The sequence below is a fragment of the Mesorhizobium sp. M1163 genome (genome assembly GCF_040318415.1).
In the GTDB taxonomy this organism is placed as follows: Bacteria; Pseudomonadota; Alphaproteobacteria; order Rhizobiales; family Rhizobiaceae; genus Mesorhizobium.
Map to the genome: position 1 here is coordinate 15621 of NZ_JAMYMF010000020.1, position 20649 is coordinate 36269.

Annotated in this window: 12 protein-coding genes and 2 pseudogenes; 5 read left to right on the forward strand and 9 right to left on the reverse strand. The window is 60.5% G+C overall.

The genetic code is table 11. The annotated features are described in order from the left end of the window. Nucleotides 1-43: 43 nt before the first annotated feature. The 4 genes and pseudogenes from nadE to NKH43_RS19350 all read left to right on the forward strand — a co-directional run. A pseudogene (nadE, locus tag NKH43_RS19335) lies at nt 44-352 on the forward strand (NAD(+) synthase); the annotation flags it as partial. Nucleotides 353-760: 408 nt separating this feature from the next. Beyond that, entirely contained in the window at nt 761-1843 is a 1083-nt protein-coding gene (locus NKH43_RS19340) for a sensor histidine kinase (protein ID WP_352641570.1), read from the forward strand. A 456-nt stretch (nt 1844-2299) separates the two neighbouring features. Further along, nucleotides 2300-3406 carry an OmpA family protein gene (locus tag NKH43_RS19345; RefSeq protein WP_352641572.1) on the forward strand — a complete coding sequence of 369 codons (1107 nt, stop codon included), beginning with the start codon at nt 2300-2302 and terminating at the stop codon, nt 3404-3406. A gap of 11 nt (nt 3407-3417) precedes the next feature. Then, on the forward strand, nt 3418-4671 hold the full coding sequence (locus NKH43_RS19350) for a caspase family protein (protein ID WP_352859453.1): 1254 nt from the start codon (nt 3418-3420) through the stop codon (nt 4669-4671). Nucleotides 4672-5043: 372 nt separating this feature from the next. Here the strand turns inward: NKH43_RS19350 and NKH43_RS19355 are convergent, their stop codons facing one another. Both NKH43_RS19355 and NKH43_RS19360 read right to left on the reverse strand, forming a co-directional pair. Then, the gene (locus NKH43_RS19355) at nt 5044-5319 is read right to left on the reverse strand and encodes a hypothetical protein (protein WP_156948118.1); all 276 of its coding nucleotides are present in this window, start codon (nt 5317-5319) and stop codon (nt 5044-5046) included. 1475 nt (nt 5320-6794) lie between these two features. Then, a complete protein-coding gene (locus NKH43_RS19360) occupies nt 6795-7388 on the reverse strand; it encodes a DUF6931 family protein (protein WP_031194381.1) in 594 nt (197 codons plus the stop codon). Between the two features lie 185 nt (nt 7389-7573). On the opposite strand from NKH43_RS19360, the gene NKH43_RS19365 reads away from it, so the two are divergent. After that, nucleotides 7574-8110, forward strand: a complete 537-nt coding sequence (locus tag NKH43_RS19365; protein ID WP_352641575.1) for an OmpA family protein — start codon at nt 7574-7576, stop codon at nt 8108-8110. A 224-nt stretch (nt 8111-8334) separates the two neighbouring features. Here the strand turns inward: NKH43_RS19365 and NKH43_RS19370 are convergent, their stop codons facing one another. The 7 genes and pseudogenes from NKH43_RS19370 to tssL all read right to left on the reverse strand — a co-directional run bounded on the left by NKH43_RS19370 (nt 8335) and on the right by tssL (nt 20404). Beyond that, nucleotides 8335-10668 carry a M23 family metallopeptidase gene (locus tag NKH43_RS19370; protein ID WP_352859455.1) on the reverse strand — a complete coding sequence of 778 codons (2334 nt, stop codon included), beginning with the start codon at nt 10666-10668 and terminating at the stop codon, nt 8335-8337. Next, nucleotides 10665-11075 (reverse strand): DUF1036 domain-containing protein, encoded by a 411-nt coding sequence (locus NKH43_RS19375; protein ID WP_352641580.1) that lies wholly within the window; start codon nt 11073-11075, stop codon nt 10665-10667. Before NKH43_RS19375 ends, NKH43_RS19370 begins: the two co-directional genes overlap by 4 nt. 108 nt (nt 11076-11183) lie before the next feature. Further along, entirely contained in the window at nt 11184-13742 is a 2559-nt protein-coding gene (locus tag NKH43_RS19380; protein ID WP_352859457.1) for a serine/threonine-protein kinase, read from the reverse strand. A 4-nt stretch (nt 13743-13746) separates the two neighbouring features. Then, on the reverse strand, nt 13747-14520 hold the full coding sequence (locus NKH43_RS19385) for a PP2C family protein-serine/threonine phosphatase (RefSeq protein ID WP_023720321.1): 774 nt from the start codon (nt 14518-14520) through the stop codon (nt 13747-13749). Nucleotides 14521-14777: 257 nt separating this feature from the next. After that, a pseudogene (locus NKH43_RS19390) lies at nt 14778-14942 on the reverse strand (hypothetical protein); the annotation flags it as partial. A gap of 373 nt (nt 14943-15315) precedes the next feature. Continuing rightward, nucleotides 15316-18879, reverse strand: coding sequence for a type VI secretion system membrane subunit TssM (gene tssM, locus NKH43_RS19395; protein ID WP_352859458.1), 3564 nt, complete (start codon nt 18877-18879; stop codon nt 15316-15318). A 22-nt stretch (nt 18880-18901) separates the two neighbouring features. After that, nucleotides 18902-20404 carry a type VI secretion system protein TssL, long form gene (gene tssL, locus NKH43_RS19400; protein WP_352859459.1) on the reverse strand — a complete coding sequence of 501 codons (1503 nt, stop codon included), beginning with the start codon at nt 20402-20404 and terminating at the stop codon, nt 18902-18904. Between the last annotated feature and the right edge of the window lie 245 nt (nt 20405-20649).

A 20649-nucleotide genomic window follows, 5' to 3' on the forward strand; every position in this document is an offset into this window, starting at 1 on the left:
GGTTGATCAGGTCAGACTGAAGAAGGATTGCACGAGTCTGGCGGCCTTGATGGGCTTCATCACTAAGTTCGGCGACGGTGCCGCAGACATGCTTCCTCTTTCCGGGTTGAACAAGCGCAGAGTTCGCGCCTTGGCAGCGCATGTGGGCGCTCCGTCTGATCTTGTTGACAAGATCCCGACCGCCGACCTGGAGACCCTCGTCCTCCTTCGGCCTGAAGAAGATGCATATGGTCTCACATACGATCAGATTGACGACTTCCTCGAAGGCCGAGACATCAACGAAGCGGCGCGCAGGCGCATACTTCATGCTTATTCCAGCACAGCCCATAAGCGAGCCCTTCCGGTCGACATTTGGGCATCGGCGATAGTGTCTCAACATGCACGATCGATGGGCTGCCGCAGCTTGGCAACTATCGGCCCGAACTCCCGCTGGAGCGATGCGTTGCTCTTTCAGCCCCGCATGCGGTCATGCGGCCGACAGTGTATGGCCGAGGCCGGCAACGAAGTCATTGCTTCCTAAATGCCCCCTCTATTTCATCTGCCGCAGCGAACCACTTGACCGGGCCGCCTCAACGTTCCAGGCACCTGGATTGCAGCCGGTCCGCTCTCCTTCGGCCGATCGCAATGTTAGACGTGCGGCCGTTACGCGATGCAGGGCTGGTTGTCAGATGCGTGATGCGAAACGTGAGATGCAGCTCCAGTTTTGGCGATGGCAGGCGCGCCGCATTGTGTATATCATCCGCACAGAACAGGCGCGCAAATGACATCGAATTCAGAGAAGGCGGAGGCGGTCGAGCAGTTGCTTGATACACCTGAACTTGCAACAGCACTCGAAAGCGAACAGTTCAAGAAATTCCTCGACCAGGTGCCGATCGCCATAGCCGTTTCGGACCTTGCCGGTGAAGAGCGCGTGGTTTACGCCAATCCGGAATTCGAGAAACTGTCAGGCCTGACAGTCGCCAGGCTCACCCAACAAAACTGGGCGGCCCTTTTAGGCACGGGCCTCCATCAGCAAAAGGACAGGCCGCTAGCCGAGGCAGTGGTCAAGGGAACCGATTTGGTCGGCAGCTTCAGGCTGGAGCGCGGCGAGGACAAAGCCGCGATCGTCGACGTTTATTCCAACGAGATAGAGGACGATAACGGCAAGGTTTGCTTCCGACTGGTGGCCCTGGTCGACGTATCGGCTCACGGCGAGGCGGGAGATCAGCGCTCGGCCGAGGAGCGGGTCAGCGAGAAAGACACACTGCTTCGCGAACTGCAGCACAGGGTGAAGAACAACCTGCAGATGATCACCGCACTGATCCGGCTGGAAAGCCGCAACGCTACCGAGGCCGACCGGAGACGGTTTGAGCGCCTCGCCGGTCGCGTCGACGCTTTGGCGATCCTCTACCAGACGCTAACGGCCGACGAGCCGAAGGAAGAGGTCGACCTTGGTGTGTATCTCAGCCAGATCGCGTCCGCGGTGATGAGCTCGCATGCAGTCGAGGGAATCCGGCTGGATTTGAAGGTGGATACATATCCGGTGTCAATAAACGTCGCGATGCCGGCGGGACTGGTCGTGAACGAATTGCTGACCAATTCACTAAAGCATGCCTTCCGGGGGCGCGACGGCGGCACGATAATGCTGCACAGCATCGTCGATGGCGACGGCTGCCGGGTTATAGTGGCGGACGACGGAATCGGCCTGCCGGAAGGCGAGATGTGGCCCAAGCCAGGCAAGCTTGGAGCGCTGATCGCGCGATCGCTGACCGAGAACGCCAAGGCGCAGCTAGCTGTCGAGTCCAGCGCCAACAAAGGGACGAAGGTGACCATCGTTTTCAAACGGTCGGCGGCAGCAAGCTGAACGATTGCTGTCGAACATAGCAGGCTGGCGGCTGGCTTCATGTCGCGGCTTTGAGCAGGTGCCTGCAAATAGGCTAGGCGCCCTTCACGGCCTGCTTCACATGGTCGAAATTCCGTCGAAGAGCGGGCAGCTGCATTCCGCGGGAGAAGCAGGATGGAGTAAGCGGGGCGTTTCCCTCGCTTGGGCTGGTCCAGCGTGACCGGCTTCAAGACAGCGGCAGGTGGCGCAGCGAATATTCTCCAATCAGCTCCATTGTCCGCCAACAAGACTGCTGCGTAGCCTGTGTTCGCGCAACGCCATTTTGCCGGACTTCAGCAGCCCGGGACCTGAGCGGAATTTACACCCATGCGGTCGATTGGCCGATGCTCGCCAAGCCTCGACAATTGCTCTATGCTCTCCTTGGCACGGCATGGTCGTGATTGCGACACGGAAGGCTGTTGTCCTGTGGGGGGGTTCATGTTCGAAGTCGTCGGAGACTGGAAAACGGGCTCGAGAAGCTGGTTCGCCCTAAACACCCTTGGCTTGATCGTCGCGATATCGGTGCTGTTGTTGCCTGGGCTGGAAAGCGCGAATGCACAGACGAATTGGACACTCGACCCGACGGCCTCCGTGCTCACCTACCAGTCGGTCAAGAAGAACACGATCGTCGAAACCAACAAGATCAGGAACATAGCCGGCACTCTTTCTTCGACGGGTGAGGCCAAGATCACCTTTGACCTCAACTCCGTCGACACGGGTGTCGACCTTCGCAATGTCCGCATGCGGTTCCTTTTCTTTGAGACATTCAAGTATCCGTCCGCCGAACTGACCGCAAAAGTGGACCCTGCCGCATTGGCCGACCTTGGGACCAAGCGGAGGGTGAAGGCAGTGCTGCCGTTCCGCCTCAACCTGCACGGGGTCGACAAGGATCTCGAGGCCAATATCGTCGTGACCATGATCAGCGACAGGATGGTCTCCGTCGCTTCGGAGACACCTGTTGCCGTGCATGTCGAGGACTTCGGACTGCTGCCGAATGTCGACAAACTGCAGCAGGCCGCCAATGTGACCAACATTGTTCCGACCGCTTCGGTATCATTCGATTTCGTGTTCAACGCCGACGGCAGCAAGCCCGCTGCCGTGCAGACAGTCGCGGCAAGTACCGCCGACGTCGGACCCGTCCCCACCGATGCCGCGAAAGCGAACTTCAGCGACGAGGAGTGCCTCAACCGGTTCGCGGTGCTCTCCCGCACCGGGGCCATCTACTTTCGGTCGGCGAGCGCGCGGCTCGACAACCAAAGCCGTCCGCTGCTGGCGGAGGTGGTTGGCGTGGTGGGCAAGTGCCCCGGCCTGAAGGTAGAGGTTTCCGGCCACACCGATTCCGATGGTTCGCCTGCCACCAACAAGCTGCTGTCGGAGCGCAGGGCCCAGGCCGTTGCCGATGCCATCGTTGCCGCGGGTATTGCACGAACGCAGATTACGGCAACCGGTTATGGCGAGGAGCGGCCCGTTGCGGCCAACGATACGCCGAAGAACAAGGCGCTCAACCGGCGGATCGAGTTTTCCGCCACCAAGCTCGTCAACTGAGGAAGGACCTCTTGTTCCGGTGGGGCTTCGATCTGATTGCCTGTTTTGGCAGTGCCCTGCGCGCGATTGGGCTGGTGACACTCTCGCTGCTATTGACATTGACGGCAGCCGATGCCGAACGCCGTGTTGCTCTGGTCCTTGGCAACTCCCAGTACCAGCATGCGCCGGCGCTGACCAACCCAGTCCGCGACGCGCAGGCTGTTGCCGACCGCCTTGCCAAGTTGGACTTTGAAGTCGTCTCCGGTTTCGATCTGACCAAATTGCAGACCCAGACCACGATTGCGCAGTTCGCAAAGCAGGTGCGCGGCGCCGACATTGCCCTTTTCTTTTACGCCGGCCACGGTTTGCAGGTCTCAGGCAGCAACTACCTGCTTCCGGTCGATGCTGCATTGGAAGACGAGACCTCGCTTGATTTCGAGGCGGTGCCTGTCGAGTTCGTTTTGCGGCAAATGTCGCGCGAGACCAGCATAAGACTGATTTTCCTCGACGCCTGTCGAGACAATCCTCTGGCCGAAGTGCTGGCAAAGGCCGCCGGCGTCAAGGGAGCGAGAAGCGGGCTTGCCGAAATCCCGATCGAGAATGGCGGCGCGGGCACGCTGGTCGCGTTTTCCACGAGTCCCAATCAGGTCGCCTATGACGGATCGAGCGAACATTCGCCGTTCACGTCCGCGTTGCTTGCCCATATTGGGGCTTCGAACGTCTCCATCACCGACGCGATGAACATGGTCATCGCCGATGTCTTCAAAGCAACCGCCGGCAAGCAGCGCCCGTGGATCAATGTTTCGCTGACCACCGAGGTCGTTTTGCACAGGGTCGATCTCAACGCGCCGCTGATCGTCGGCGAAGCGACCGCTCCGCAACAAGCGGAAGACAGCTCGGATGGGCGAAACGCCACCGCAAATTCGTCAGGCGAGGATGAGGCACAGCTTGCACTTAATGTCCTGCGTCAGAAAATCCCGAGACTGGCTTCGGACGATCCGATCTTTTTCGACCGACCTGTCGATTTTGGAGATCCAAAGATCGACGGCAAGAGTATCGCCGAGCTGATCACGGGCAAGCCGCTCTTCACTCCCGTGGAAGGGCTCGACAAAGCGGTTTGGCAGCGCAAGCACTGCAATGGCTGCCATGAGTGGGATGAGGTTCGGCTGTGCGAACAGGCGAAGAATTTCGCCGCCAACGATGTCTCCGTGCTGCGCCTGCAACATCCGCTCGGGACGCGCTTCAAGGTGGCGCTGGCGAAGTGGGCGCAAGGCGGCTGCAAGTAAGATCTGGACCTTCGGTTCGAAAATTCCTGGTCAAATAGGCGAGGACCAATCCCCATCTAGACATTCGTCGTGTGCGGAAATCAGGAAATGGCGCGCTCGAGTGCCACGGATGAGCTCCACAACAGCGTGTCGGCGTGCACCATGATGATGGAGATGAACAAGATTCCTTTCTGCACGAAGCCTTCTAAGGAGGCTTATATGCGGCAGATGTTGAACGGCGCGCTACGCTCGACGGTCGGCAAGTCAAACGCCCTTAACGATGCCGGTTACGGCGCCGCGCCGGCAAGAATTGCCATTCCGTTGTAAGACTTCTGAGCGAGCCAGATGAGAATAGCAGCGAACTCAAAGGCTCCACCAACGCAACGTACCCGACTACGCGCGTTCTAGTGAAAGGGCGCCATAGCCGATCTGGGGGTGGCCTGATGACAAATCGGAGCAACAGGGATGGCAAAGTTTAAAGAAGCCCTTGAGCGCGGGAAGGAAGCTCGCCGCCAGCAGGAGGAGCCTGTCGTCGAGGTTGGAGGTGGCAAAACGAGATGCCCCCATGGCGGACTTCAGCGAGCAAGCAAAGGCTTGGTTAGACCACGTCGTGATTGCAGGGCTGGAGGCGGCCAGGGCTGACGTGGCGGGCGAGGTGACTATTGACATAGACACTGCGCCACCCGGCACGTCAAAGCCTTAACACCGTCCATTCGTTTCCAAATCTACAGGAAAGGAGAATTTGAGAAGGCGCCCCGAAGAACCTTTACGGTCAACGTTAAGGTGAGCGGGGCGGCGTCCGTCTTCGCCAGTGATGGTGAGGGTACAAGCTGGTCACCGCGCGAGCATTTCTGCCACATATTTCCGACCTCCCATTCCACACGAAATCGTTTGTTGACCTCTCCTAAGTTCCCGGCAAGATGACCCTAGGGCACCGAGGGGTCGGGTACCATGGATACAGCGCCGGGAGGCATTACGCCTGAAGCTATTGCCAGAGCCGTTAAGGCCGCGTCGGACGGCAACGTGGTGTCCCTTAGAACGGCCGTAGCGGCCCTCCGGGCCCTGTGCCCACACGCAGACGAGACGGACCTCGAACTGTGTGAAATTCTGATCGATCTGGCGACACATGATGGAAGGGCCGTCCTGCTCGACACCAAAGAATAGCTAAGGAACAAATCGGTTCGCCCGGAGGTTCGGACCTATTCGCATGTAGGGCCGGCCATGGCTCAGGCCGACGAGAGGAAGCAGAAGGTTATCGCCGACCTCATACGACGGTGGATCACGTCAGAAGCCGTCCGCGACTACCTTCGCAAGGCGCTAAATCTTCCGGTAGAACAGGGGCTTCCGGGTGAGCACAAGTCTTTGCTGATGAAATTGATCGAGCCGACAAAGAGTGACCGCATGATTGGGTTTCTTCGGTCCTCGTCGGGGCGGAAGTAAGCCGTCTAGCGTACCACCTCTGCAACGCATAGGCAGCAGCAACAACTGATGAAGTGGACCAAACGTGGGCCGTCAGTGGGACCTCGTGGTGCGCCTTTGCGTCATTAATGGCAGATGGCAAGAAGGAGGGGGCTCTGCGCTCATTCGATCAGGACGGGGGCTGACGTGACCAACTCCGCTCTAGCTGATGCCGCCATCACGAAGAGCACGGACAGCCTTCCGACGATTGATCAGTCAGAAGGCAATCGTCAGGTGTTGCGCAAGCGGCCAGGTTGGAAGTCGATCAAGAAATGCCGGAGCACTTTGCCGTATTGCTAGCCGCGCTTGACCCAGCGAGAGCAGGAACTGGCTGACGAGCCTTCGGCGAGCCTGCGTACATCGAATTGATTTCAATGTGGCCCGTTGTGGCAACGCCACACCAAGATCGCGGCGACCAGGGGCAGCAGCATATTGCGAGACCTCATCTTCGAGGGCTGAGGCTGGTGGCCCGCACAATCCACCCGATGCCCGCCCTCTAGACCGAGGAAAGCACCGAGACGAAGGGACGGAAGACGGTAGCCAACCCGCGGATGAGAATCTGATCAACCGTCATCTCTGAGTTCCACTCTCGGCCCTGTGCAGTTCCAGCCTATCCGACCCCTTTGGACACTCGCGCCAAGCAGTTGTTCCCTCTCGCCTACAGCCCAGACAGAAAAGATGCGAGGCTAGTATGCGTCCGCTGATTGGCGCAGCGCCTCGATCTCGGCCATCTGTAAGCCCATTTCGACAAAGGCAGATAGAACGGCAAAACGGTCCGCCAGTGCAACACGCGCGAGCCCTGCCAGAACTCCGGCATTGACGGCATGGGCGGCAGGAAGCGGCTGTAAGGCCGGTGGCAAGGTTGTGCGGCCGACGGATCCGCCAGTACCTAGGCCATTGTCACGCCATCGCGCAGCCAAGGCAATCCAGGCGCCCGGGGTTGTAGGTGGCACTGCCGCTGCCTGGCCCAGCGCCGCACGATGGTGGGCGCTGCTCGGTTCGCTGACCCAGTTGCTGACGAGTGCGAGCAGTTTTTGATCGGTTTCATCCAGCAACTCGCTCAAATGCCCAAGGCATTCATGAGCCCACCAGACCGCAGCCCGATCCGGCAGCAGGTAGGCACAAAAGGTGATTGCCTCTTCGGGAACGCGCCCGGCGAGGAGATCGCGGCAAAAATCGATCGAACGCTGGTCGGTTGGAAGGGTTTGCATGTCTCGGGCAGCGGCGGGACAAGCCATGAAAAGATCTCGTGCCGTTTTGAATCGGAGCCCGTTGCCCATGACGCCACGCTTTCATCGAGAGCCTGTCGGCACTCAAGCCCGCAGCGCGGCGCGGGTCAAGTCTCAACTTGCGGCGGGGTGATGACCGGCGACACAGCCGCGGCTCGGTATTTCCCGCAGACAATTGCTTCGGAATTTGGTATGTTCACGGTTGGTAATATCGGATGCTCAACAGGAGTACCGCTATGCGGTGGGCCAGTTCACCTTTGGTGTTGGCGGTCGTGGTTTTCTCGACCCATGTTTGCGCCGACCCTGTCCAGAAATCAGAAGACATCGTCAAGTTTTTTGCCGGCGCGGCCGATCTCGGCAAGTCGCGTGGAATTTGTGTCGGCACCGAGGAGCAGTGCAAGAGCAGGACCAAAGCAAAAGACGGACTCGCCGAGAAACCCAGTCTCGACATGCTGATCAATTTCGGGCTCGATTCGGCCGAACTCGACGCAACCGCGCGCGCCGAGCTCGCGGAGTTTGCCAAGGCCCTGAAGGACAATCGGCTGAGCAGTTTCCACTTCGTCGTCGAAGGCTATACCGACGCTTCCGGACCGGCAAACTACAATGAGCGGCTCTCACAGCGACGGGCGCAATCTGTGACGTCCTTCCTGACATCAAGCGGCATTGAGGCTGCCCGCATCAACCCGATCGGCCTGGGCGAAGCGCATCCGCGCAGCCCCAACCCGTACGATGCTGTCAATCGCCGGGTGGAAATGCGCATAAAGACCGAGTAGCGAAACTCTGGCCCATGCTGCCGGAAAACTGTGCGGCAGTTTCGAGCCACAACTGCTTTGCCCTGAGCAGGCAGTCGTTTGAATGCTGCTGTCAGTCCTTCAGCACGCCGCCCATCACCACACTGGCGCCGAATTACAGAGCCTTGGTCGGGAAATCGCTGACCCCGCGGACCAATCGGTCTGCGCCTGCGAAGCGGCTGCGACTTGCGACGCCATGCCCTGGCTCAAAGCGCATTCTGAACGGTGCTCAGCATCGCCGTGATGACCTGTTTGTACTTTGCGAACTCGGGCGATGTCTGCCGGACCTCAGTGGTGGTCGTCGTCTGCTGGCTCGCCGCGGTCGTGGCTGGGCTGAGCTTTCGACCCATCTTCCTTTCGGCCCAGTCCACGACATAGCTGGCGGTCTTGCCGGTGAGAAAGGGATTGGCCTGGATGACGGCTGATCCGAGCACGGCGCTCAGTTGCGCCGAACCCGACGCCGACAGCACCTGATGCGCGCCCTCCATGCCGAGGAAATGGCACAGATAGAGCCGGCCGGCTGTGATCTGGTGGCCGCGCGCCCGAAGATAGGCTTCGCCCTCTCGCGCCAGATTGCGAACCATCTCGCGCGAGATCGTGGCGTCGTAACGCAGGGCAAGCAGGTCGGCGGTCGAGAGCGTGCGTGCAAGTTCAGGGCGGTATGTATTCATCATACGGATCCAGGTCTTGGTGATGAATTGGCCGGCACCGGTCGCTGAAGAATTCGGGTTCTTGGCACGGGCACTGCCGCCACTTTCGACATGGACGATGCGGTCGGTGAGCGTTTCCACGGCGGAAAAGTCCGAAGCGACCGCAGTAACTGTGCCCAGCGGGTCGATCGCCGCGCCATTCTGGTAGAGTTCGAAATGCAGGTGCGGTCCGGTCGACAGTCCGGTGGTGCCGATGTAGCCGATGATGTCACCTGCCTTGACCTTGGTGCCGACGCCGCCCACGATTGCGAATTTCTGCATATGCGCATAGCGCGTCTCGCGCCCGTTTCCGTGCGAAATCTTGACCAGATTGCCATAGCCGCCCCCATCGCCCTGGAAGCTGATTTCGCCATCGAAGGCGGCTGCGATCGGCGTGCCGACCGGCGCCGCCCAATCGACGCCCTTGTGGATGCGAACGGTGCCCAGAATTGGGTGCTTGCGGGGCCCGAAGGTCGAGGTCAACACCCCGTTGACCGGTGTGACCATGCCGTTGGTGACCGTCAGCGAGCGGACCTGATCGTCGCCTGTCACGCATGCAAACTGGCCATCGCTCTGCTGGAAAACGAAACAGTCGAGAGTTTTTGTCGTGCCCTGGACACCCACATACAGCACCCGCCCAGCGCCTTCGTCCTTGCCGCGCGGCGTCTGCGAATAGATCAGCACAAGACGCTGGTCCTCGCTTGCGAAGGCGTCCAGATCCTGTCCTCTCGACAGATACATGATGGCTTCGCCGATCACGCCGGTCGGAACGCTGTTGCGTGCCGCTGTCGAGTAGATCGCGTCGAGCAGACGATACTGCCGTTTGTGGGCGCCTTCCGCCGGCGCGCCCGAGTAGTTGAAAAGATCTTCCCGTACCCAAGGATCAACGCCCGAAACGAACACGCCCGCGGCATTGCGCGTCAGCGTACCGACAAAGACGTTCTTGGCGTAGATCGACACCTGCATGAGGGACATCGTTGTCGTCTCGCGGTTGGGTCGGTATCCACGCATGGCCACGACATAGCCCGGTTCCAGGCCGTCCCGGCCGAAGAGCGCCTTCAGCGCCTCGCCTGCCTGCTTGGCGTCGTCGGCGGAGAAATGTGCATCGAGCGCAACGCTATCCAGACTGCGATCGTTGAGGATCTTCACGAACGTGTCTTCCGTAACCTCGAACCGCTGAAATTCGTTCGTGACAGTTGCGACGCTGGTGTTGTTTTCGATCTGGGTCTTGTGGAACGCGGGAAGAGCTGCATCGCCTGCTTCGATTGTTTCACCCCAGCCGGCCTCCGGGTCATCGGCTTCGGCCAGTTGATCGGCGGCAGGGGCGGGTTCATCCGCGGCAGGAGATGGCTCAAGATCGTTCTGCAGATCGCTGGAGGCTGCGGGGGCCGTCTTTCGTTGCGCCTGGAAGAATGCAAAATCCTCCTGCGTCGACGGTATGGTCGTCATGAATTTCTCGCTGGCGCTAAGCATGACGTCGGACAAGATCTCGATCTGTGGCGAAACCCCGGCCTGGTCGAGTTCGGCCGGACGCGGAACAACGCGGCCTTTCGTTGCGGCGCCGGAATCGGGGGCGAGCGTGATCCACATCGGATCCCCCGCCAGGCCGATAATGGCAGGCACATAAACAGAGGCATCGGCCGGCACATCGTCGGCTCCTTCGACCGCATGCAGATCCTCGTCTTCGTCGCCAAACGACCAATAGTCCGCGGTGAGGTAGAAGCCGGCGGCAATCGAACACAGGAAAACTGTGGCGAAACCGGCAAGAAGCCTGCGCCAAAAGGTGCGCCGGCGGAGGGCAGCGCGTGCTTGCTTTTTCTCCTTGAAGCTGGTGTCGATAGCGTGCGTCACGGACTGCTTCCGGTCAGGAAAAACGTCCACCGCACCTGTTCAAGCGTATCGACTTCAACGAATCGCGCAGCAATATGGCCAAGCTGCCAGCATTCGTCGATGCCGCGTATCGAGAAACGTCGCCGCTCAATGCACATTTCGGTCGATCCCGTCAGGATGGCTTGGCCGAAAACGTCAGTGGCGTAGAGGTAGATGTAGCGGTTCGTCAGTTCCTCGCGGATGACGTTCACGCACTGATTTGCGCCGATGGTCCACCACCCATCGGTCTGATCGGCATTGTCGACCTCCTGGCCGACGGCGAGGTTGACGACGTCGAGCGTCTGATTGCACACCGTGAATTCGGCGCGCGCTTCGTTGCATGAGAGCACGCCCAGCAACGCGGCGGCCGAAACGACCGCAAGCCTCATCCGGCCCCTCGAGGCAAGCAAGGTTAGAAGCCGACCACGCTGCTTTAAGGGCAGGTCGGAAGACGAGCGGGGCAAACGCGAGCTACGGAATTCCATCGGACGCCCATGCTACCCGCCGAGCCGGAAATACTTGGCGCTGGCCGAGAACTTGGATCCGTTGGCCTCGATTTCCTCGAGAATTTTGGGCAACAGCTGTGAGGCTGGCATTGGCGTGGAGAACGCAGCCGCCTGGATATCCTGGGGGCCGGTGATCACCATGATGATCTGCGGCACGGCCTTGCCTGCAGCCCTGTCGGCGGCGCCGAGACCGATCGGGATGCTGAAGGTAGCCTTGTCCGATTGTACGACCATGCGGTCATCGAGGTTGAACATCATGCCTTTGTGGTCGATCAGCAGCACGCTGGAAATGAGCCCGCCACGCGTCACCAACGTACCGCTGATCGGTGTGCCGTTCGGCACCGATGTTCGATCGAGAACGAGCTGCGGCTTTTCGCCAGCAGCCTGCCCCAGAAAACGCAGGAAGTTGGTGACTTCGCACTGGCTCGGCTCAATGAGGCGCACGTTGATGTCGGGCTCAACGTGGAACTTTGCCTGGAAATCAGCCAGCATCTGCTCGAATGGCTGGACCGCGGTTCCAAATCCTTCGATGGCAGCGGTCTTATCGGTTATGGAGGTCACGGCGGCGTAGAAACAGTCGCCACCGCTGAAGTCGCGAACCCACGAAACACGCTGCGCTATATCGTCGATCACAGGGGCAACTTCCGGCTTAGGCAGGTTCAGGGCAACCATGGCCTGGTCTGGTTCTCTGGCCGCCGGCAGGTCGGCCTGCTGCTCCTTTGCCCTCGCCGCATCCGCCTGGCGTGCAGCCGGCTCTGGAACGGGCGCTGCTGGTAGGGCCTTCGCCGGCCGGCTCGCCTGGTGTTTGGGCGGCGGCAGGTCGGCCTGCTGCTCCTTTGCGCTCGTCGCATCCGCCTGGCCTGCAGCCGGCTTGGGAGCTGGCGCGGCCGGTTTCGCCTCCGCCTGGCTTGCCCCGTCTGGCTGCGCCGCGGGCGGCGTGGGAGCCTTTTCGACCGGCGGGAGGGCTGGAGCAAGCTTGGCAGGCGGCGAGGGCGTATCGGGCTGAATTGACGGCGCTGCGTTTTCGGCCGGCGGTTGCGCCCCACTTGCCGACAGCTTCGACGTTTCCTGTATTTGCGGGAGCATCTTTGGCGACGCTGCCGGCGGCGGCGTTCGAGCCGCGGGGGCCTCCGCCTGACTTTCAGCTGGTGCTAATGTAGCCTCTGTTTGCGGCTTTGGGGCTGGAACCGCCTGTGGCGGCTCAGGGGAGTCCGTATCCTGGTCCGTCGCCAGCGGCTTTGACGCCTCTGCCTCAGGAATTGATGCTTCGGGGACAGGCCTTGTTGCTTGTGGTGCAGGTTGTGGTGGCTCTGGCGCGGAAAGCGAGGGTTTGCCGGCGGTTGGCGCGGTGGGTGTCGTAAAGCCGCTGAAATAAAGGCCGGCAAGTGAGGCGAGAGCCAATGTCGCGAAGGCAGAGATGGCGATGGCTCGGCGCTTTGTAGATTTTCCGCGAACAGCGCCAACGAGCACACGTGGCGGCGCGGCGACCGGTGAGGCCCGCGGTTCGGACAACAGCGCTGGCCGGACATGCTGGACAAAGCGCTGCCCGCCCGAGCCTGCCAAAGGCGCGTCATGGCCCAAGACATTGGATGGCGGGGACAAGGCCTTCGGATCGGGCGCAAGGGTTTGCCCCGCTCGTGGCAAACCCGGCCTGCCGCGGTTTGGGACGAACGTCGGCGGCGTTGTCCCTTCGTCCTCGTCGCGCGTCATCCTGGCGATTTCCGCCATGCTCACCGGGCGGTCTCGCGGATCCGGCTGCAGCATGGCTTCAACAATGTCACGAAAGCCGTCGTCGATGTCGGACAGGTCGGGCACGGTCCGACGCTTTTCGATGATCTCGAATTGGGACCCGCTCATGTCGATCGGCTTGCCGCGCAGGGCGGCAACCAGCACCAGCCCCAGGCTGTAGATGTCCGACTGCTCGCTGACATCGCCGCTGTATAGCCCAAGCTGTTCGGGGGAAACGTAGTTGTACTTTCCCGCGAATTTTCCGCCGATCAGGGTCTCACCGCCGACGGTCGCCGATCGCGCGATTCCGAAATCGATGATCTTGGCCCGATCGACCCGACCTCCTGGCAAGATGATGTTGTCCGGGGAGAGGTCGCGGTGAATTGCTCCCGCCTGATGCACGGCGCTGAGACCCGACGTGAGCCGATGGCAGAGCCTGCGCACCTCCTCAGTCGGCATTGGGCCACGTCGCATGATGTCGTGTAGCGACTCGCCGTCGACGAATTCCATCGCAAGGTAGGGACGACCGATCCCTGGATCGATCGTGAAGACGTGATATCTCACGACCGCATCATGCGAGAGGTGATTGAGGATCGACGCTTCCTTGCGGAACAAGGACAAGATCGTCGGGTCGCGGGCAAATTCGGGCAGGACGATCTTGATCGCGACATGGTCGCCAGTCTGGATGTTGTGGCCGCGGTAGACCTCGCCCATGCCGCCGAATGCGATCCGCTCGTCAAGTTCGTAGATGCCGCTGAGCTGCGTGCCGACGGCGGTGTTGGCCAGCTGCGGCGATATTCGCGTCTTGTCGTCGGCGCTCATCAGCTCAACCCTCCGCTCTGGACAGATCAGGGTAGGGGGGGTGTCCATTGCTTCTGTTTGCGAATTTTACCAGCACAATCGTAACATTGTCTGTGCCGCCTCGCTCCAGCACCGTTCTCAGCAGAGCCTCACAGGCCGCCTGAGGTGTCGCAGACACGACCGCGGCGCCGATTTCGGCGTCGGTCAAATGCGCGGTCAGCCCATCGGTGCACAACACAAAGATGTCTCCCGGCATGATTTCCCCTTGCTGGAAATCGATGACGATTTCGTCGCTGACGCCTACCGCATGCGTGATGACATTGCGACGCGGCCAGGTGAGCGCCTCGGCTGCGCTGATCATGCCGCGGTCGAGAAGTTCCTGAACTTCGGTGTGGTCCTTCGAGATCTGCGAGATCGAGCCGTTGCGGATCAGATAGACCCGGCTGTCGCCCGCCCACAGGCATGCAAATCGCCCATCCATCGCCAACAAGGCGGCAACGGTGGAGCCGATGGTTATGCCGCGGGATTCGGAGATCCTGCGGATCTCGGCGTTGGCGCGGCTCAGCCTATCCTCGAAGCGCGCACGAAGGTCCGGGGCGGAACTGGCAATGCCGATCGTGGCCAGATGGTCGACGATGCTGGCTGAAGCAACCTCTCCTGCTTCATGCCCACCCATTCCGTCGGCCACCACCCACAGGCCGGTTCGCGGCTCGACCAAATAGTTGTCTTCATTGTGCTCGCGGACACAGCCATTGTGGCTCACGCCGAAGCTCTCAAAGGAAAGGGCGACATCGCTCAACTTGCCACCAGCGCTTCTCGAAGCGTCCTCTGCAGCGCACTCTCAGGCGCTCGCTGGCGCCACTTTGCCACAGGCTCGAATATTAAAATATCGAAATCTAGCGTTGAGCGCGTGACCCTTATGGGGAGGTCACCACTAGAAAGAGCTCAAGTGATGATTTGAGGGCGCGACAGCGCTCCGTTGCCTGGTCAACTGCGCATGCTGCGATCTCCCCGTCTGTCTCACAACATGCCGGTGCCTAAGTGTTCCAGCTCATCTCACAAACAACCAGGCAGCCGGTCAGGTACTCCGGAATGTGCGGAATGATGTCGTGTAATCTCGCCATCATCGGTGCCCCAGAAGGCCACCTGGATGCCACTGCCGAGTACCCCGGCTTCTTTCAGGATCCGAGTGAGCGGCGTGCCCACCCAGCGCGCATTGCCGACGCCGCCGTTGAAACAGGAGGGTCGGTATTAGCCAAATATCGATCCTCACCCGTGACGTCCGGATGTTCGACGAAGTTGCAGCAGTGCTCGAGATTTATAGGAGATCCGTTTCGCTGCCCGCCAAACAGGACATCAGCCAGCGCCGGCAGCGACACTCCCGTTCTCAATACTGTTCCTTGGACGAACGCTGCTCGTCGGCTCCGGCCGCGGCGGTTGCTTGCCCCGGATCGGGAAGGCATCGTTTGACAAGGCGACGGTTTGGATATGCGAACCAACCAAGCGTTCGCTGATGCCGCTCGTTGATGCAAGACAAACCTCTGATCGACTAGATTTGGCGATCTTACTTGCCCTCGGCGAGGCTCAATCCACCTCAAAACGCCTTCGGACAGCTGAATGCGGAAAGTGCCGGAAGGAAGAAAGGGCTGGGACCGGAGCCGGTCTGGATCGTATAGGCCACGTCGCGTCCGCTGACTACGAAGCGCGCCTCAACAGTGCCGTCCTTGCTGGTGATCGTCGCCTTGTCCAACAACCGCTTCAGCGACCACGGCCCTTCGAAGCTGATAACGGATTTGCGGCCCGGCATTTCCGGCATCAGTCTCAGACTGGCGGACGCCGAGGCCGCGCCGCTCGGCCAGGACATCGTGCTTGGCGTGTTACCCGCCTGGTTGCTCTGGACGATCTGGCCGTCGACGTCGAGCACCGCAGCGTCTGCATCGCCATTCAGCGAGAACGGGGTAAAGGTCAGGTTGACCGAGGGCATTGATCCGCCCGAGGGGAAAAAGGCGTTGCGGATTTCCGCAGCCAGCTGAAAGTTTTTCAGCGTCGACTTCGACAGGTCGCGCCCAAAGCGCGCATTCTGTTTCCAGCTCCAGTCCTTGCCGCTCATGTCGATCAAGGAAGCAAGGCTTTGTGCGAAGAACCGGTCCATCAGGCCGCCCGGAGAGAACAACTTGGCGAAGTCCGCCATCGCAATATCCTGGGTACCATCGCGGGCGAAGGGGTAGCGGCCGTTGACCGCCTCCTCGCACGGCTGCGTGACGGCCTGGTCGAGCATCTCGTTCAAATTCGTCAACGAAATTTCAGCCGCGTTGCCCTCAAATTCGTCTGCAGTTGCGTTGGCCATTCTGCCGAGTTGCTTGGGCAGGCGCGATGCATTGGCGCGAAGGGTGGCTACCTGCAGCTGCAGGTTGGCGTTGACACGTTCCGTCTGCGAAGCGACCTCGGTTGCCAGTTGCAGGCTCTGATGGATGTCGCGAAAATTCTGGGTCAGCGCATCGATCGGTCGGTGTCCAAAAGGACCGCTTACCAGAGCTTGGAAGGACCTGAACTGCGCTTCGATACTTGCCCCGGGGTTTTGGCTTTGAAATTTTGCAGACCCCGTACCGGCACGGCTTTGCGATTTCGAGGAGCTAATTTGAATGCCGATGCGAGCCAGGCCCTTGGCCATGTCTGCGGCGTCTTGGGACTGGCGCATAACGGTGCCGGCTTGCATCCGAGTGCCCGAGTCTTCGCCGGAGACAGGGTCGCGCGCTAGGGCTGTTTCGTCGGCAATCGCGGTAAAAAGCTGTTCGATCGGCGAGCTTGGTGAGGCAACGGCGGAAAGCGCGACATAGTGCGGCTTGTCGTTCAGCATGGCTTTGAATTTCAACGCATCGAGAATGCTGTTCCACGCGGCTGCGAACTCCTTGCCGTAGCGATCGAGAAGTTCGGGGCCGAGCTTGAGCAACTCCTGATCGATGCCGCCTTGCTCGCCGCCACCGCCCAGTACCCACTGGTCCTCGACGAGTGTCTGCGCAATGCGCGAAAGCTGTCCGAGATAAAAGTTGTTGAATCCCGCATGGGTGTAGAGACCGGGAACACGGAGCTTCGACAAATCGCCGCCATCGACGCGCTCGAACACAATCTGCGCTTCCGGGCCGCCTTTTTGCGAAACAGAAAAATCGTCCAGCGCAGCCGCGTACACCGCCGACTTGATCAATGCGGACGCACGATCGGCAAGGCTCATACGCCCGAGCGAACGCTGGGCGGCTTCCACAAGCGGCTGGTTGAGTTCGAAAACCGGATCATAGGCATCGTCCAGCGCAAGCATGGCGCGTAAGTGCTTTTCGAGCTGCGCGCGTCCTGACCGGTTGCTCTCGCCGGGATACCGGTTCTGTTCCCAATCCTGCTTCATCCAGGAGATGATCAACGCGTCATCGACCTTGGGTGCCTTGCCGCCAAGCATCAGGTAGATCTTGAGCGGTTCGTAAAGCGCGGCGGGTTCAGCCATCGTCGCCTGAACTTTCCGCTCAGCCTGAATAAGCAGACGCGAGCGCAACATTCGTTCCAGTGCTTGCCGGTAGGCCGTTGTCGATGCCGAAAGAAGCCTTTCCCGCTGGCTAAGGCCGACCGTTTCGTCGATCGGTGCGGGTAAGTCACTGGTTTCGAAACCGGCCGGCATGTTGCGCAACTGGTCGAGCGGCCCGATGGCGTTTTCAAGGTCGACATCGGTGACCGTCGTGCTTTTGAGCAGGGCGTCCGCTGTCTCGCGATATTGGCTCATCGCCTGCGTCGTGGAGGCGATCAGCGAGCGGTTGGCCATGAAGCTCATCCCGAGCGCGCCAAGGGCCGCTGCAGTGATCAAGGCTATGATGCCAAAGCCGCCATATCTGAGGGCCGCTGCCCGCCTTTCAGTGGCCCGGTCATAGGAAACCCATCCGGATTCGGCGAAAATGACATCGGTCAGGAGGTCGTGCAAAAAGAAGCTCTTGCCGGTCCCGGACAGATGGGGGCGGGAATTGTTGCCGAAACTGCGACCGATTGCGCCCAACACCTGATCGATCGGCGTTCCCTCTTGGGTCCCCGACGAGAAGTAGAGCCCACGCAAGCTGACGTTCACCTGGCTGCGGACCGGATCGAACAGGCTGGTCACGAAACCGGCAATTCGGCCCTTGAGCGCGTAAAACTGGGCCGGAAAGCCAAACATCGATATGCGCAAGGCCGGATCAGGCTCTTCCTGCAGGCGGTCAGGCATCTCGTCCGCCAAGCGGTTCGCCAGTGCATCGAATTCGGCCGGAGCCTCACCGGCCATGTTCTTGTTGCGGTCTGTGGTCTGGAATGTCGCGCCCCAGACCTTGCGCCTGCGCGGCTCCTCGAAACTGCCGAAATAATCCATGAAGCCGGCAACAAGATCGGCCTTGGTAAAAAGCAGGTACACCGGAAACTGGATTTTCAGCGTCTCGTGGATCTCCCTCAGGCGACCGCGTATTTCAACGACATGGGCGTCGAGCTGCTGGTCATCGAAGCTGATAAGATCGGCAAGGCTGATGGCCAGGATAACCCCGTTGATCGGTTGTCTGGTGCGGTATTTCTTGAGCAGCGCTAAAAACGCAAGCCAGCTCTTGGTGTCTCTTCCTGCATTAGAATCCTGGGTGGTGTAGCGTCCCGCCGTGTCAATCAGCACGGCCTCTTCGGTAAACCACCACTCGCAGGAGCGGGTGCCGCCAACCCCGGCCACCGGCTGGGCGTCTCCTGAACCGGCAAGCGGAAAGTTCAGACCCGAATTGACCAGTGCGGTCGTCTTGCCGGCGCCCGGCGGGCCAATGACGATGTACCAGGGAACCTCGTAGAGGAAATTGCACTTCCGGCTTGAGCGCTTGAGTGCTGCGATGGCCTCACTCATGCGCGCCTCGAGCACCGGTGAGTCGTCATTGCTCCCGTCGTTGCGGGCAACGACGGTCTCGAGCGCTTTTTGCGCCTTTCTCACCTTCCAGACGCGCACTCCGTAACCGAGGGCCGCGGTCGCTACGATCGTGCCGATGATTGTCGCGCGCAACCAGACCGGTCCCAGCGGCCGGATATCGGCGAAGCGGATCAAAGGTCCAGCAAACCAGATCGCTGCCGCAAAACCGGCCAACGCGGCCGTGCTGAATATCCGCGGCAGCCAACGCATCATTGGCGCTTCCCACCGGCGGTCTTCACAGCGTTTCCTCCTTGGGGATCATCACGTCGACACGGCGGTTCTTGGCGCGGCCCTCGGACGTCGCATTGTCGGCAATTGGCTCATCTGCGCCCTTGCCATCGGCGGTCACTCGCGAGGGATCGCTAAGTTTCGCGGCGATCATTGTTTCAACAGCCTTCGCCCGGGCGACCGAAAGGTCAAAGTTGGATTTGAACGCGCTCGATTTCCGTGGTTTCACATTGTCCGTGTGGCCAACGATCCTGATTGGCCCCGGCTCGTGCTCAAGGGCTGCGGCAATCTGTGCGGCCAGTGACTGAGACTCAGGCTTCATTTCGGTCTTGCCAGGCTGAAACAACAATTGATTGTTGATCTCCACTACGATGAAGTCGCCTTTTGTGCCGATGGTCATCCCGCCGCGCTCGACTTGCGTGGACAGTGCCGAGCGGATGCGGTCGATCTGCTCGGTTGCGGCAGGCGAGGCAACTGTCACCGGTTCGGCAAGTGGGGGTACCACACTGGCGCGCTCGATCGTCACAGGCGTCGAGGGATTGAGTGCCAGCAACTGTCTGGCTGCAGCATCGCCTTCATCGGTCACGAACGCCCGCAACGTGAAGAACGCGGCCGTCAGCAGGGCTGATGCCGCGGCGCCAACACCCCAGAGCGGCAGGCCGGTCGAAGACGGCACCATCGTCGCCGCCATGCTTTGCCAGCGGGGGGAGATGTCCTCTCCGGCGCGGGCCCTGAAGTAGCGAAGCGTCTCGTAGACGTCGCGCCGCACACGTTCCAGACTGGTATCGTCGCGCGCCAGATCCCGATACTGGCCCTCAAATCCCACGGACAGGCAGACGTGCATCAGCTCCAGCAGGTCTAAGTGTGGCTCCGGATTGGCCAGCACCTTGTTCAGCGCTTCGAAAAAGCCGGCGCCCGTGGCTTCAACGTGAAAGAACCGCGACAACATACTGTGCTGTGCCCAGGTGTCCTTGCCGGTCCAGGGCAGGTTGCCAACAAGATCGTCGGCGGTTTCGCAAAGGGCGAACTTCGCGATCCGCGCATCCTCTTCGGCAACGCCCGACTTCTCCGGCGTCCGGTCGAACCTCTCGATCGCTTCGGCGATATGCTCGGCCAATGGCGCCGCCTGTCTTTCAACCGGCAAGAGCCTGAGATGCCCGAACAGGACGAGCAATGGTGCTGACGCAGCGAGGATCGGATTTGCCGTCGAATATTTGACCGTGTCTGCGGCTTCGAGCAGCACCTCCTGCTGAATGATCGGCCTTGACTCGGCTGCCCCGGCTTTGGCCGCTGCACCTGACGATGCTCCCTGATAAAGAATGGTTCCTGATGTCCAGTCCGGCGGCATATGCCGACCTATGTCAGGTTCGAAAACTGTCGATTCCTTGACGTCCGAGGGTCCGGCAGTCTTCGCAATCGGTTCGTTTGCGGCTGGTTTTGCATTCTGCCCGCGCCGTGGGCGGATGACGGTCTTGCCCACCGGGCCGAAAGGATCGTCCTTCGAGCTCATCGCCGATGTGCCGCTGCCATGCGGTGCCCGCGTTCGCGTGCGAGAGGCGCCAGATCTTTCCTGGTCGGATAGCGCAGGCAAGTATCATACCGGCACGGTCGCGGTCCGGAGCTACAAGAAACTATGGCGCCGCAATATGACATCTGCCGCAGACCCCAGGTCAATCAGGCTTACCCGCTTGGCGAACTTGTCGTATGTGATCGTAATCGCAGATGTTCTCGATTGGAACATGACGCGGCGCGCCG